The sequence below is a fragment of the Nocardiopsis listeri NBRC 13360 genome (assembly GCF_001570765.1).
GTDB lineage: Bacteria > Actinomycetota > Actinomycetes > Streptosporangiales > Streptosporangiaceae > Nocardiopsis > Nocardiopsis listeri.
On the sequence record NZ_BCSH01000042.1, the window covers coordinates 19823 to 35193 of the forward strand.

Annotated in this window: 10 protein-coding genes; 4 read left to right on the forward strand and 6 right to left on the reverse strand. The window is 67.9% G+C overall.

Going from position 1 to position 15371, the window contains the following annotated elements; genetic code table 11:
- Positions 1 to 12 precede the first annotated feature (12 nt).
- Positions 13 to 1326, reverse strand: a complete 1314-nt coding sequence (locus NLI01S_RS13950) for a TIGR02678 family protein (protein ID WP_067604454.1) — start codon at positions 1324 to 1326, stop codon at positions 13 to 15.
- A complete protein-coding gene (locus NLI01S_RS13955) occupies positions 1323 to 2930 on the reverse strand; it encodes a TIGR02677 family protein (protein WP_190318466.1) in 1608 nt (535 codons plus the stop codon). The genes NLI01S_RS13950 and NLI01S_RS13955 overlap by 4 nt, the downstream gene beginning before the upstream one ends.
- A 121-nt stretch (positions 2931 to 3051) precedes the next feature.
- Between NLI01S_RS13955 and NLI01S_RS13960 the strand changes: the two genes are divergently transcribed.
- From NLI01S_RS13960 to NLI01S_RS13970, 3 genes are all read left to right on the forward strand, one after another.
- The gene (locus NLI01S_RS13960) at positions 3052 to 6231 is read left to right on the forward strand and encodes a DEAD/DEAH box helicase (protein WP_067604456.1); all 3180 of its coding nucleotides are present in this window, start codon (positions 3052 to 3054) and stop codon (positions 6229 to 6231) included.
- Positions 6231 to 6983: an SWIM zinc finger family protein gene (locus NLI01S_RS13965; RefSeq protein WP_067604458.1), complete on the forward strand. Its 753-nt coding sequence runs from the start codon at positions 6231 to 6233 to the stop codon at positions 6981 to 6983. The genes NLI01S_RS13960 and NLI01S_RS13965 overlap by 1 nt, the downstream gene beginning before the upstream one ends.
- A 650-nt stretch (positions 6984 to 7633) precedes the next feature.
- Positions 7634 to 9091: an MDR family MFS transporter gene (locus tag NLI01S_RS13970; RefSeq protein WP_067604460.1), complete on the forward strand. Its 1458-nt coding sequence runs from the start codon at positions 7634 to 7636 to the stop codon at positions 9089 to 9091.
- 138 nt (positions 9092 to 9229) lie between these two features.
- Here the strand turns inward: NLI01S_RS13970 and NLI01S_RS13975 are convergent, their stop codons facing one another.
- Positions 9230 to 9820 (reverse strand): tetratricopeptide repeat protein, encoded by a 591-nt coding sequence (locus NLI01S_RS13975; RefSeq protein WP_067604462.1) that lies wholly within the window; start codon positions 9818 to 9820, stop codon positions 9230 to 9232.
- Between the two features lie 200 nt (positions 9821 to 10020).
- On the reverse strand, positions 10021 to 10437 hold the full coding sequence (locus tag NLI01S_RS13980; RefSeq protein ID WP_067604464.1) for a hypothetical protein: 417 nt from the start codon (positions 10435 to 10437) through the stop codon (positions 10021 to 10023).
- 315 nt (positions 10438 to 10752) lie between these two features.
- Here NLI01S_RS13980 and NLI01S_RS13985 point away from each other — a divergent pair, with 315 nt between their 5' ends.
- Positions 10753 to 11076, forward strand: coding sequence for a hypothetical protein (locus NLI01S_RS13985; protein WP_067604466.1), 324 nt, complete (start codon positions 10753 to 10755; stop codon positions 11074 to 11076).
- Between the two features lie 192 nt (positions 11077 to 11268).
- Here the strand turns inward: NLI01S_RS13985 and NLI01S_RS13990 are convergent, their stop codons facing one another.
- The gene (locus tag NLI01S_RS13990) at positions 11269 to 11790 is read right to left on the reverse strand and encodes a metallophosphoesterase family protein (RefSeq protein ID WP_067604469.1); all 522 of its coding nucleotides are present in this window, start codon (positions 11788 to 11790) and stop codon (positions 11269 to 11271) included.
- A 338-nt stretch (positions 11791 to 12128) separates the two neighbouring features.
- Complete coding sequence (locus tag NLI01S_RS13995) at positions 12129 to 15191, reverse strand: DEAD/DEAH box helicase (RefSeq protein WP_067604471.1); 3063 nt, start codon at positions 15189 to 15191, stop codon at positions 12129 to 12131.
- Positions 15192 to 15371: the final 180 nt, after the last annotated feature.

Sequence of the window (15371 nt, forward strand, 5' to 3'; positions counted from 1 at the left end):
CGGGCGATCGGCTCACGCGAAGGCCTCCCGGTCGACGGCGTAGCGGTGGGCGGCGGGCAAGGGCAGGTAACACGGATACGCGGCGCCGGCCGGGTCCGGTGCGTACCTGACCAGACCGTGCCCGACCAGGACCGCCAACGCCTCCCGGGTCAACCGCTCGGCCCCGCCCTCACCACGGAAGCTGCGCGCCCACGACGGCTTGCGCTCCAACAACCCCTCGACCTCACCGACCAGGGCGCTCCACGCGAGGGGGTCGGCCGCCGCCAACAGCACGTCCAGCAACAACAAGGCGGTCTGCTTCACGTTGCCCTCACCGGGGAACACGTCGTCGGTCGCCCACCCCTGCGGGTCCACCAGCAGGTACCCCTCCGCCCGTTCCTCCAGGACGAACCCGGCCTCGGCCGCCGCCCTGCGCAGCAGGCCCCGGCCGGTCAGGGTCGCCGCGTACTCGGCCTCCGCGATGCTCAGGTCCGCCGTGTACACCACCGGGTCGTCCAACAGGCGGCGCATCAGGTGGTGCCGAGCCCGCAACAACCGTTGATTGTGGGTGGGGGCCATCGTCGTGTCGTCCTCCGAGGACGGCTCGTCCGGAGTCCCCCCGGTGCCCGCCACCGGATCCACGGCACCATCGGTCTCCTCCGCCGCGGGGCCGTACCGTTCCTCCACCAACAACCCCGCCGGATCCGGGCCGTCCCCACCGATACGGGAAGGAGGCACCGGAGCGCTGATCAATCGGGCCAAACGCGCAGTGTCGGCCCGGTACAACACGAGAGCGTCATCACCGACCAGGTAGGACTCGGTGCTGCCGTCCACCGCCGTCAGGGCGCCGTAGTCCTCCAACAACAAGAGCGCGTCCACCAGGGCGGCACGCTCGGCCCGCACCGAGGAGTCGAAGTCGGGGATCCCCTCCGCCAACGCGCAGGTACGCGCCACCCGTTGGGCGAGCAACCCGATGGTGGTCCGTCCCACCACCGTCAACTCCGCCGCGGCCAGACACAACAACGCGTACCGACGCCGGTCGAAGGGCGCCCCCGTGCCTCGCACCCGCCGGGCCGGACGCGGCACCGCCACGTGGGAGTCGTCGGAGCGCACCTTGGCCAGTCGCGCGTACCCCTGGCGGGGTTCCACCGTCAACGTCCACCCACAGAAGTAGTCGAACCAGGCGATCAACTCGGTGCGCCTGCGTCGCACCGCGGTGAAGGCGACCTCGTCGTGTTCACGGGTCAGCAGGGGGCAGGTGAGCAGCGCGCGGATGCCCAACGCCATCTCGTCCCTGGTCTGGGTCACCCGACGGTTGACCGTACGGATCGGCGACCATCCCTTCATGAGAGCCCCCTCGCCTCGGTCGCGGGCGTCCCGGTCATGGGCGTCCCGGTCATGGGCGTCCCGGTCATGGGCGTCTCGGACACGGGGGCGCCTCCGGGGACGTGGATCGACACCACGTGGTCGGGACCGGTGAAGGTCCCGCGCGGTGTCCGCACCGTCGCCTCACGCCCGTCCGGTGGCACGGACAGGACGATCTCCAACCGCCCGTCCGAGGTCAGGGCACGCCGGGCGCCGTCACCACCGGCCGGTTCGGACAACGCTCGCCCCAACAGCGCCAACAACTCCTCGAAGACGTCATGGTCCAGCCCATCGAAGGCCGACAGCCGTACCGGGCCGTCGGTGGCCAACAACCGTCGTGCCCGCTCCACCTGCGCCCGCTGGGCCAGTGCCCGCTCCTTCCGACGCCGGGCCGTCTCCGCGACGTCACGCACCCGCGCGGTGCGGGCCACACGCCCCGAACGGCCCGAGGAGCGCAGGTTCGCCGACACCGGGACGGGGTCGGCCCGCGACCACGAGGTCCCCGCGGGGATGAGTTCGCCATCGGCGTGCCCCGAGACCGCGTGCCGGGCCGGAGACAGCCCGGTCAGCGCCGACCACAACCGGTGCGCCTGCTCGGTCGATTCGGCCGCCGAGAACCAGCGGGCCGCCGTCCGAAGGTCCTCGGCGGTACTGGAGGCCCGCCGCCGTGACTCGGTGATCCGCTCCAAGGACTCCAGCAGCGAACCGATGGCCCCGCGCGCCACCTCGTGCAGCCGACGCACCCCCTCCTGGCCGTTCTCGGTGGGCGCGAACCACAGGCGCAACCCCGACCACTTGGCGCGTCGGGCCTGCGACCAGTCCGAGCGCACCGCGTCGGTGGCGCTCGGCGGTAGGTTCGCCCCCCTCAGGGCCCGTTCCAACAACCGTTCCACACCACGACCCTCCACCCGGGTCAGAGCGTCGGCGATGGTCCGCGCACGCTGTTCCAGGTTGTCCACGAACGCGTCCAGGTAGCCCACGGTGGCCCGCTTGACCTCGTGGAAGGTGTCCAGATCGGCGCCCTCGGAACGCAACAACCGCTGGAGTTCGTTGTTGAACCTTTTGGTGTTGTCGCGCAGTGAGTCCAGGTGCCCCTCCAACTCCTGGACGGTGGTGAACACACGACTGTCCATCCCCGGATCCTCATCGCCCTGCAAGGCGTACAGGTCGTCCAACCGGTCGGCGATGGCGTCCAACACCGCCGTCTGGAGGGCACCGCGCTCGCGCAACCGCTCCAGGACCAGCAGCACGCCCGCGAACTCGGCCTCGCCCCGCACGGTCAGGGTGTACTGCACGTTCTTGCGTTCGAACTCCGCGGCGGTGGCGTACCCGGCGGTGTAGCTCTGCGACGACTCCACCAGAAAGAGCGACTCCAGATGGCGCAGCGCCGCCTCCACCTCGGCCTCCTCGACGGGATCGGTGTAGCCGGTCTCGAACAGCCGGGAGCGCACCTGTTCCAACAACAGCGCTGTCTCCAACCGTTCGTTGGCGTCGTTGAACACGTGCAGGATCGCGAAGTACAGGTCGCGCCGACCACCGGTGGTGAAGTCGAAGATCCGTGCCGGCAGTCGTTCGAATCCACGCACCGTCGCCCGCTCCCGCCTTCCGTGAGGACCTGTTCCGCCCAAAGTACCCGCGGCGACCGACAGGCACGACGTTCCACCGAAACCATCCACACCACTGAGCCCCGTCACCGACAATGGGTGGGTGCGCACCATCGAAGCCTTCTGGGAAGCAGACCGGTTGCGCGTGTGGGGCCTGGACTCCACACTCAGTGCCACCACCCGCTCCCAGGAACGGATCCGACCCCACCCCTACGCCCTGGACGGGCACGGCCTGGCCGAGTGTCTTTCCTCATCACCGCCACTTCGGCCCCGACACGGTGAGGCGGTCCTGCACCTGCCCGGCATCCCACGGCACCCGGTCCCACCCCCGGACCTGCCTGTGATGCGCGCCGCGCCTCCCTTCCGCCTCACCCAGGTCACGGTGCGGCCCTGGCGGGTCCCCACCCTCGACCTGAGCGGCGGCGACGTCCTGACCCTCCTACGCCACCTCGACGTCCTGCCCCGGAGCCGATCCCTACGGGTTCTGGCCGAACTCCTGGCCACGGGCGTCGCCCTGGTCGACGCACGTCGCGTCATCCCACGTCTGGTGGCCGAACACGTTCCACAGGAAGGTCCGAGTTCGGCGCCCGAACTCCACGCCCGGTGGCGCCCCCTGCTGGACGCCATCACCCTGGCCTGGCTGCGCGAGCACGTACGAGGCCTGCCACCGGTGGCGCGCGCCCACCACACCCCGGACCTGACTCCCAACGAGGCGGGCGCCGACGCGATGGCCGACGCCCTGGGCGCCCTGTGCGCCCTTACCGACCTGGTTGCCCGGGAACGCCTCACCGAGCATCGCCCGAACCTTCCGGCCCACCAACGCCTCCAACACCGATGGCTGGAAGCACTCACCGAGGCGGACTCGGCCCTAGAGGATCCGGCCCCGATACCGGGCAGCGCCCCCGACCGCTTCGCCGAGGAACTCCACACCTGGTTCACCGCCGCGCACCGGTACGCCGGCGCGGTACGACTCGTGTTCCGCCTGGTCGAACCGGTCCCCGAACCGAGCGGCGAGATCGACGGGGAACCGGTCGATGACCTGGAAGAGGCCGTTGGCGAGCCGACCGAGGAGTCCGAGGAGGTCGACGTCCACGCCGACATCGGGGCCTCCGGTGGCCTCTACATCCCGGTCGATCAACCCTGGCGACTGAGGATCCTGGTCCAGTCGGTGGAGGAACCCTCCCTCATGATCCCCCTGTCGGACCTACGGGCGGGGGAGGGCACCGACCGACTACCACCGGCCACGTCCCCGGCCCTCACCCGGGAACTGGAGCGGGCCGCCCATACCTGCCCACTCCTGAACCCCGAACACGAATCGCCAGAACCCGCAGACCTGGAACTGTTCACCGAGGAGGCCGGTGACTTCCTCACCCGGCACGCCGAGGCGCTGCGCGCCGCCGGCTTCGGCGTGCTCCTGCCCCCATGGATCGGAGAAGTGGGCATGAGCGTCAAACTCGCCCTCTCCGAGCACGAGCCGCGACCGTTCACCACCGGGGCGTCGGACGGCTCCACCCTGATCGACTTCGACCACCGTCTCGCCCTGGGCGAGAGCGACCTGACCGCCGAGGAACTCGCCGAACTGGCCCGCCTCAAACGCCCCCTGATCCGCCTACGTGGGGAATGGGCGCGCTTCGACCCCGAACGGCTCCGCCGCGCCGCCTCCCTCATCACCCGAAAGGGGCAGGGCACCGTGCGTGTGGGGGAGGCGCTGCGCATGGCGTTGATCCCCGGCCCCGACCAGGACCTCCCCGTCGAGGTCGAAGCCACCGGTGACCTCGGCGCCCTCCTGGACGGCCGCGCCGAACGAGTCTTCACCCCGATGACCGAACCACCGGGCCTGGTCGGGCGATTGCGCCCCTACCAAAGGCGAGGGGCCGGTTGGTTGCGCTACCTGGACCGACTCGGGCTCGGCGCGGTCCTGGCCGACGACATGGGCCTGGGCAAGACCATCCAACTCCTGGCCCTGCTGGCCGACGAACGGGCCGCCGACGAGGTTCCGGCGCCCACCCTGATGGTCTGCCCGACCTCGGTGGTCGGTAACTGGTGTCGGGAGGTCGAACGCTTCACCCCCAAGCTGCGCGTGCTCGTCCACCACGGACCCGGGCGGTATCGAGGCGAGACCCTGGCCAAGGCCCTGACCGACGTCGACCTGGTGGTGACCACGTACGGTGTGGCGGTGCGCGACGCCGCCGAACTGGGCCAGGCCACCTGGGCCCGGGTGGTGTGCGACGAGGCCCAACACATCAAGAACTCCCACACCAAGCAGGCCGAGGCGGTCCGCGCGATCCCCGCGGCCTCCCGGATCGCCCTCACCGGCACCCCGGTGGAGAACCACCTGGGTGAGCTGTGGTCGATCCTGGACTTCGCCAACCCCGGACTGTTGGGCTCACGCGAACGCTTCGAGAAAGGCGTGGTGGACCTGCACCGCGATCCCACCCGGGACACGGGCAAGGCCGCGGCGGAGCGGCTGCGCCGTGTCACCGCCCCGTTCGTGCTCCGCAGGCTCAAGACGGACCGCTCCATCATCGAGGACCTGCCGGCCAAACACCAGATGCGGGTCTGGTGCACCCTCACCCCCGAACAGGCCTCCCTGTACAAGGCCGTGGTCGAGGAGATGACCGAACTCGTGGACGAGGCCACCGGGCTGCGACGCAAGAGCCTGATCCTGGCCACCATGACCAAGCTCAAACAGGTGTGCAACCACCCGGCGCACCTGCTCGGTGACGGATCCCGCCTGGCCGGGCGTTCGGGAAAACTGGCCCGCCTGGAACAACTGCTCGCCGAGATGGTCGCCGGCGGCGACAAGGTCCTGTGCTTCACCCAGTACACCGAGTTCGGAACCCGACTCGCCCCCTACCTCGAAGGTAAACTCGACGTCCCCGTCCTGTGGCTGCACGGAGGCATCCCCCGACGCCGACGCGAGGAGATGATCGAGCGTTTCCAGGTCCACGACGGACCCATGGTGTTCCTGCTCTCCCTCAGGGCCGGCGGCACCGGCCTGAACCTGACCGCCGCCCACCAGGTCGTGCACATCGACCGGTGGTGGAACCCGGCAGTGGAGGACCAGGCCACCGACCGGGCCTACCGCATCGGACAACGACGTGACGTGCAGGTGCGCAAGATGATCTGCGCGGGCACCCTGGAGGAACGGGTGGACCAGATGCTCGAACGCAAGAAACAGCTGGCCGAGGCGGCCGTGGGCAGTGGGGAGAGTCCCTTGACGGACATGAGCGTCGAGCAGCTCCGAGAGACCATCCGCCTGGCCCCCGAAGCGGTGGCGTGATGGTTGGCAAGGCCGCCCCCGAGAACTGGTGGGCGCTGCGTCTGTTGAGGGGGGTGGACGACGGGGATCGGGTCCGTCGCTCCCGGGGCCGCCCCTACTTCGTTCGGGGCGCGGTCCAAGGGCTCACCATCGACCCCGACCGGTGCAGGGTCACCGCTCAGGTCCAAGGCTCGCGGGGGCGCCCCTACCGGGTGGCGATCGGTGGTCCGTCCGACACCGGTTGGGAAGGGGCCCTGGGCGAGTTGGGTCGGATTCCCCACGCCCGCGCGGACCTGCTGGAGGGCCTGATGCCCGAGGACGTCGAGGACGTCTTCGCTCGCCACGGGGCTCTGCTCTTCCCCGACTCCGTCCACGACCTCACCATCACGTGCAGTTGTCCGGACTACGGTGGACACCCCTGTAAGCACGGCGCCGCCGTCCTCTTCGCCTTCGCCGAACGATCGGACCATGACCCCCTGGCGCTGTTCGCCTGGTCGGGGTGGCCAGAGGAGGCGGTGTTCGACGCGCTGGGGCCCGCCGCCGATGAGCCCTCGGGGGAACTGTCCATGCAGGTGGAACCCCTGGTCGACCGCGCCGGTGACTTCTGGGAGCGGGAGGTCGCACCCGCCCCGCTCCACCCTCGCCCGTTCGATCCCCTCGCGTACTGGGAGGGCGCCACCACCGGGGTGGCCTCCCGCCTGACCCTGATGTACGCGGCTTTGGCACGCCCCGAAGACGCCGACACGGAAGGATCCTCGCGGCACCGGGAATGAGGAGCTCGGCCCTTCTTGGAACGCGGGGCGCGCCGGACGCTCTGCCGGTGGTGGCGGAAGAGACCGGTGAGGCCCTCCCCTTGTGAGCTGGTTCTCTCACTCCTTGGCGACCGAACGCGCCGGCGGGGTAGGAGGAACGATGATGAACTCCTCGCCTTCGAGAGCACCGTTCAGCCTGCCCGAGACTTCGGGGGAGGTCGACCGATCACCTGGGGCCACGATGTCAAGGGTGTCGGTTTTGTGCAGGTTGGTTTATCCACCATTCTGTGAGGTGGTTCCTGCCCCGGGCGGCCCGCGCGTGGGCGGAACTCCCAGCGTGGGACGGGAGCACCGGCCTCACCGATCACCAACAGGCGGTCCGAACGCTCCCACGAGCGCGGGACCAAGGTCGTGGACGTCCCTGGCGGGGCCCCGGTCGCCGATGCGGCGCCGATCGCCCGGCCACGTCGCGACACGGCCCGGGGCGGGAATAAGGTCATCGAGGCCGTATGCCTGATCATCGACGCTGATGCCCGCGTGGGCCCGCCGCGTGGGCCCGGTCACGCCGGCGCATCGAGGGCCGGCGCATCGAGGGCCGGCCACTCGACGCCACCCGCCCACCGAGAACAACGGGAACCCTGGCGGACACACCGTCCAGGACCAATGACCACATGAGAGAAGACTTCACCTTGACGAACGGGGACGCCCAACGGGCTGACGCACACGATCCGGATCCGGTGAACCGGAACGTGGTCCTGGCCGTGCTGGTCTCAGGTGCTTTCGTCATCATCCTCAACCAGACCCTGCTGAACACGGCGCTGCCCGCGTTCATGCGGGACTTCGGGATCACCGCGAGTGCGGCGCAATGGGTGACGACCACCTTCATGCTGGTCAACGGGATCATGATCCCGATCACCGCGTTCCTGATCCAGAACTTCACGACGCGCTTCCTGTTCCTGGCCGCGATGGGGATATTCGTTGCCGGAACACTGATCTGCGCCCTGGCGCCCGTCTACCCCGTTCTGCTGATCGGGCGGGTGGTCCAAGCCGCCAGTGGTGGGATGATCATGCCGTTGATGCAGACGATCCTCTTCGCGATCTTCCCTCGAGACAAGCGCGGTACGGCGATGGGCACCTTCGGGCTCGTCATCTCCTTCGCCCCCGCCATCGGGCCGAGCCTGTCCGGGTGGATCGTCGATCACTTCCCCTGGCAGGTCCTGTTCTACATGATGCTGCCGATCGCCATCATCGTGCTGATCGTCGCGTACTTCATCCTTCGAAACGTCACCGAACGAACCTTTCCGCGTCTGGACGTTCTGTCGATCATCCTCTCGTCCGTGGGATTCGGTGGCCTTCTTTACGGCTTCGGCACGGTCGGAGACGCGGGATGGGCGAGCCCCCTGGTCCTGTTGCCGTTGATCGTCGGTGCGATCGGGTTGGCCCTCTTCATCTGGCGTCAGCTGAGACTGGACGAACCGATCCTTGAGCTCCGAGTGCTCCGGTACCCCATGTTCACCCTCAACACGGTGCTGGGGATGCTCGTGTTCATCACCATGATTGGAGGCATGTTGATTCTGCCTCTGTACATGCAGAACATGAGTGACTTCACCGCGATGGAATCGGGTCTGGCCCTTTTGCCCGGTGCCGCCGTGATGGGGTTGATGTCGCCGGTCACCGGAAGAATTTTCGACGCCATCGGAGCGAAGTGGCTTTCCGTCATCGGATTCACCCTGCTCACCGTCACCACCTTCATGCTCGCAGTGCTGACCGTGGACACGTCGTTCGCCTACCTCGCGTCGGTGAACATGGTGCGCATGCTCGGTGTTTCCATGGTCATGATGCCGGTGACCACGGCAGCGCTCAATCAGCTTCCGCAGCGACTCATCCCACACGGGACGGCGCTGAACAACACCATGCGTCAGGTCGCCTCCTCGATCGGAACGGCGGTCCTGGTCAGCGTCATGACCATGGCCGCCCGTGACCCCGAGGTGTACGGAGCGGAAGGGCTGATCCACGGCGCGAACGTCTCGTTCCTGGTGGCCGCGATCATCGGTGTGTTCGGTATCGTCGGTTCCTTCTTCATCAAGGACTCACACGGGCGCGGCTCACAGCCGGCGAACTCCGAGTAGCGACCGGAAGGGGCGTTCATCGTGACCGAGCCCTGAACCTCACCGGGAGCGGAGGTTCACGGCCGGTCGCCTCTCCGGTATCGAACCCATGCGTCGAGCAGGGCCTCGCGGACGGTGTGGGTGCGTACCCGGGTGGTCTCAGGACGTGGTGCCGTCTGGGGCATGGGCGGTGATCTGTTCGCGTAGGCGCTCGGCGCGGGGATCGGTGAAGCCGTCCAAGGCCGCGAGAGCCTCGCGCCGGTGTTCGAGGGCGCTGCCATGCTCCCCGGAGGCCTCCAACACGGTGGCCAGACGATCCAGGCAGATGGCCGGGTTCCACCGGGCCCCGTGCCTTCGATAGCCGTTGGCCGCCTGTCGGAAGAAGCGCACCGCTTCATCCGGGCGTTCGAGGGCTTGATGGACCTCGCCCACGCCCTCGAAGGACTCGGCCTCACGGACGTGTTCGTCGATCGAACGGTGCACAGACGCCGCCTGGTGGAAGTGGGCCAAGGCCTCTTCGTGGTGGTGGAGCATCGCGCGGACCCGGCCCAGTTCCAGGTGGGCGAACCCCTCATAGACGGCCAGGTCGAGCTCGTGGGCGATATCCAAGGTCTTCTGCGTCAAGACCAGAGCGAGTTCGGCCTGACCTTCTTCCCTTCGGGCGGTGCTCACGGCGGTCAGACAGGCGAACTCGCTCGCCCGATCCTTCGTCTCTCGGTGGATGCGCAAAGCCTGATCGGACAGAACCACCGCTTCCTCCCGCTGACCCGGCTCAAGGAAACAGCGGACCAGGTTGCCCAGTGCACAGGTCGGACTCGGTCCGGGCCCGGGGTCTGCGCCGCCCGAAAAACCCCGATCAACGGCCCTGGCGTGTACGCACCCACCCTGGACCGCGAACGGTGTGGTTCGGGATCGACGGCGGCCGGAGAACGGCGAAGCTCTGTCGCTCGTCAGTCCCAGTAGTTGAAGAGCGCCTCACCGAGGCTTTCGGGCCGCCAATACTCGATGTCGCTCGCCAGGACCTCAGGCCAGGCCGCGGCATCGAACGGGCCGTTCAATTCGGCCGGGGTCAGCACCTGAAACCCTGACGTCTTCGCCAAGGCGGCCGTCAGCGCGGGAGCGTCGACGAACATTAACGGGCCCGACTCCACGAAGCCGGTGGCGAAGTCGGTGATTGGAGGCTCTGCCACGGCCAGTATCGCCGAATCACGCGTGCAGGCCACGGCGACCGTGCGGTCGTGGTAACCGATGAGACCTTGGTGGAAATTGGGTATGACCCCGTTAGCGATGCGGAATCCGACCACCTTGCCGCCCGTGAGACGGGCAACCGTGTAACAGGTATGCCGGAAATTACGGATGTTCACCATCTGGTGACGGTAGCCACTTCGCCGTATCGCTGTTGATGTTTCTCAGTGGTGCGGCCCCCGGTCTCAGCCGTGGAGGGCACGGGTGGACGCGGGACGGTTCGAGGTTTTGAGCGGCTGTCTCACCTTCATCAAAGCCTGTGCTCGGTGGCCGGCCGACGCCCTCACTCGAAGTTGCTCGTGGGCGCCGGCCCAGAGGGTGTGGTGAGGTCACGGGGCGGGAGTGAGAGCTTCGAGTCGCCGTGGCCGAACCCACCGTCGTCTCCGTGGCCGCCGGTGGCTGCGAGGATGAGTGATCGGCCAAGGGGAGAGGGTGGCATGAGCGACTGGTTCCGTGTCTATGACGAGGACGAGGGGCTTCGGCGGTACTTCGAGGTCGACGGCGAGGACTGGGCGGTCCGCCAGGTCGAGGTTCGAGAAGCGGATGCGGTGCCGATGACGGCTGCTTCCTTGGAAGAGGTGCTGAGCCTGCGCGATCACGGTGACCTGGGGGCGATGAGCCGGTACGAGCGTCGATACGGCGTGCTCGCGGAGGGCCGTCTGGACGGTTGGCGGGAGCAACCGCACGCCCGCGAGATCTCCGCGCGGGAGTTCGACCGGCTATGGGCCGATGCCCGGAGGACTCTCGCCCTCCGAACTTGACGCGACCCGTTCGTTCCTTGAACGGATCGATGTCCAGGCCCTGCGGTGGCTGATCTGCGTGTGCACGCCCTGTCACACCGTGACCCACTTCGGTCGGCTCGGGTGTGTGGGTGATGGAGCGGTCGGGGGCGGTCAGGCAGGGCGATCCCGGGGAATGAGGTGAGGCCGAGGTTCTGGACCCGCGCGGGAGCCTCAGCGGGTCGGGTGCGAGGAGCAGCGATCGGTCTCGACGCGGTGCAGCCGCACGTCGAGCCGGCCGTCGTTGACCTCGGCCGTCATGTAGGTGTGGTGGGGCTGTCTGCGGCGGTCGGTGGGCGAACCCGGGTTGAGCAATCGCAGTCCGGTGTCGGCGCGGCTGTCCCAGGGGATGTGCGAGTGGCCGAAGACCAGTACGTCCGCGTCGGGGAAGCGCTTCGCGCACCGGCTCTCTCGCCCCTTGGCCTGTCCTGTCTCGTGCACGATGGCGAAGCGCATGCCGCCCAGCTCCTCGCGCGCCACCTCGGGCAGTCGCTCGCGCAGTTCGGGACCGTCGTTGTTGCCATGCACGCCGATGACCCGCTGGGCTCGCGCCTGGAGGGAGAGCAGCGAGTCGAGGTCGCACCAGTCTCCCGCGTGGATGACGACGTCCGCGCGGTCGACCTCCTCCCATACCTGGGCGGGAAGGTCGCGGGCGCGTCGCGGCTGGTGGGTGTCGGAGATGATCAGCAAACGCATGGCCCGCAGAGTACTCGGAGAGTTGGGCAGGTGACCCCTAAGGAGAGAGCTGGAGACGGGAGAGGCCCTCCCCGAGTAGCGGATATGAGATTTTTGATCGCCATGTTTCCTTCAGCGGAAGGTGCAGCCCTACTCTGTAGGGATATCAACCGGCTCAAGCGTTACCGGCCGGTACCCACTTGTTACGACGAACTCGCGGTACGGTGCGAGACCGCCGGGCACACCGCCGCGGTCAACGAATGATTCCGACCGACTTCGACGTAAGCCCTGACAGGGAGGGAGCCGACCCCCGGGGACGTATCGCGGGGAGTGCCCGAAGTCGATGAGTGAGGAGGCCCTTACAGGGTGATCTCCCAGGTATCCAGCTCACTGCCCAGGACATCGAAGTGGTCCAGCTGTGACCAGGAGGCGTGGTCTCCGATCACATAAAGTCGCCGCTTCGCACGGCTGGCCGCCACGTTCACGAGGTTGGGCTTCTTCGCGGCCCACCGCTTGGCACCGGGCCTACGCGGGTCCCCACCGAGTACGAAGACCACGACGTCCGCCTCACGCCCCTGAGTCCGATGGATCGTTCCGCCATCGGTGACCCCGAACGCCCTGGCGATCCCCAACGCCTTCTTCGCCACCGTGCGGAACGGGGAGATCACGAAGACCTGGTTCATCTTCTGTCCCGTGCCCTCCAACTGGGTGAGAACACGCTTCAGGGCTTGGCCCTCGGCGGGGATCCAACTCTCCTCGCTGTGCCCCTCACGGTTGGGGACGTCGATCCACAGGCTCCGGTACAGCTTCGATGGTGACCGCTGCGGGGTGCCGTGGACCATCATCTCCTGGTAGGCGACCTTGTTGGAGACGCTGAACATCGGGTCGTCGCAGCGCCGGTGAACACGCAAGGGCGCCCCGACCCAGATCTCGTCTCCGTCGGCGCCGACCAGTTCGGTACCCAACGGGTTCACCTGGTCGGCCAGCGTCTGTACCGACGACCACACCGGCAGCCATTTCTCGTCCACCGCGTACTTGCGGCGAAGCGCCTGCTGGGTGGTGAACGGCAGGGTGCAGATCGGTTCCAACTGAAGTGGGTCGCCGACCATGACCGCCCTGCGTGAACGCCACAGGGCACCTACCACCTGCTGTGGTGTGGCCTGTCCGGCTTCGTCCACCAGCAGCCAGCCGAGTGACTCCGAACCCAGCCCGCCGAACAACCGGGCGAAGGAAGCGAAGGTCGTCGACACCACCGGGACGACGAAGAACAGGCTCTGCCAAGCGGACAGGATCGCTTGCTCCGACGCCTCCCCGGGCGCACGGCCCCGCAACACCGCCTCGGCGGCCTGGAGGTTGCGCAACATCTTTCCCGGCACGGCCTCGATGAAGTCCTGGTGCAGTCGCAGCGCGGCCAGGAAGACCTCGGTGCGTGCTCGCGTGGTCTCCGGATCGTTCCAGGGAGAGCTCAGTTCCCGTTCGGCGTCATCCTCGAGCAGCGCCGTGGTCGGAATGTGGTCACCGAAGCGTGCCCTGGCGCGGTGGTTCCGCTCACGCAAGCGCTCCAGTTCGGCCTGGTCCGTCGGAGAGGAGGACCCTTGGAGCTTTCTCATTCGGTTCCACAACCGGGTGAGGTCGCTCTGCTCGGTGCGCAGGTCCTCGGCCTTGCGGACCACGTCCGTGAACGTCTCTACGGCCTTGCGCCACCGCTTGGCCTTGATGTTCTTGGGTCGCTTGGTGCCCGCTGCGTCCTTGAGGAACTCGCGCATCCCACCGGGAGGCGGCACGTATCGGCCGTTGACTCTTTCCCCGTAACCGCCCTGCCACCAATGCTGCGCGAAGTGGTTCCGGTTGGTCATGTTGCCGAGCCGGGCCGCCATCGTCCCCCAAGCGGGCTTGCCCAACACCCGTCCGCCGATCTCGGCGAAGAAGTCCGCGCGGTCGAGCCACTGTTCGTCCACGGCCTCAACGGAGGGGATCTCCCTGGTCACGTTCTCCACCGCGCCGTTGTTGGCCGAGGCGACCACGATCTCGTGTCCGGTCAAGGGCGGAATGAACGGGTACACGGTGGTGGAGCCGTCTTCGGTACTCCACCCGGTCGGGTCCGTGAACGCGTCCTCGGGTCGGGCCAGGGTGCTCAGGGCCATGGCCCGTTCGACCACGACATGGGCGATCAGGTCTCGCAGGAGCGTGGTCTTGCCCGTTCCCGGAGGGCCGTTGACGGAGAAGATCCCCGCATCGTCGCCGATCCTGCCCACGATGCTGTTGACCGCGATCTGCTGACTCAGCGCCAAGGGATGGGTGTCCTTGCTGGGCCATCGGCCCAAGGGCATGCGTTCGGGCAGGACGCGTCGCAGCAGCTCCGAACCCTCTTGACGAAGGTCCACCCGTTCGATGGCCTCGCACTCGGACTCCGAGTACAGGTAGGTGCGCAGGGCCTCTCCGGCGCCGCCCTCTCGAAGGGCGGTCGCCACACGTCCCAGGTCCTCGGAGATGAAACTGTTGAGGAAGACGGACTCACCCGGCTGCGGGGGCTTCTCGGGGAAATCGCATTCGTCTCGGGCGGCGGCCCGCTGCTGTAGGACCGCGAGCTGGCGCGTCTCCTCTTTGGTGGCGCCCGCGTCCGAGATCCGGCGACTGGCGACTCGCAGGGTCGAGGGCACGAAGGAGTCGGCGCCGCTGATCGTGAGCGCCACGCTCAGGCACGCCTCCAGCTCCTCCTTACCGAGCACCCTTCGACGGCGCCCGTGCGGGGCATCGACTTCCTCGCCCAACCCCGGGAACAGGGCCTGACCGGAGTCCTCGTCGTCCTCACGACGGATACCGTCCAGGACCTCCTCTGCCAGGTCCCACAGCTCCCCCAGGGAGAGTTCGAGAAAGCCCTCCCCACTCACCAAGGACATCAGGGCACGTGCCGGCCCCGGGGCGGGTTCGGTCACCAGCCACTCGAACAGTAGACGACAGCGTTCCTGGGCGGCTTCGAACCCGTTCAACCACTCAGGAGAGTCCGGTCCGACCCCGACGGTCCGGCCGACCGACCAACCGCAGCTGGACAGGGAATCGCTCTCCAAGAGCGCTCGGCCCAGATGGTCGACCTCGAAGGCGAAGAGCGCCGCGTCCCCAGGGGCGTAGTCGTCGGCGTCCTCGTCGTCTCGTCCGAACCGCTCTTCGAGAAGGTGCTGGACCGACTCCAACGGAAACACTCCGCAGTACACGGTGTGCCTCCACTGCTGCCCCGCCCGAGGTTGTTCTCCACCTTGGTAACGGTGCTCTGGACTCCACGGCAGGGGTGCTTCCTCCCGCAGGTCGATCACCGGCCTGTAGGCGCCTTTCTTGGTGGGATACGGCACGTCCGTGGGTTCGAACATCTCCACCGCGCGCCAGAAGTCGACGACCTTGGCCCGCCGCTCGTCATCCTTGCCCACGCACTGCTCCTCGCACCGCCGTTCGAGTTCTCCCGATCACCTTTGTCGCCCAAGGTGATCACCCAACGTTCCTACCAGCTTCGGAACGGGGTCCCCGAAGCCAGAGCGTCCGGTGGCCGCTTCCGGCCAATAACGGACCTCCCCGGGCATGGTGGCCGTCCGGCGGTACCGGATTCCTCT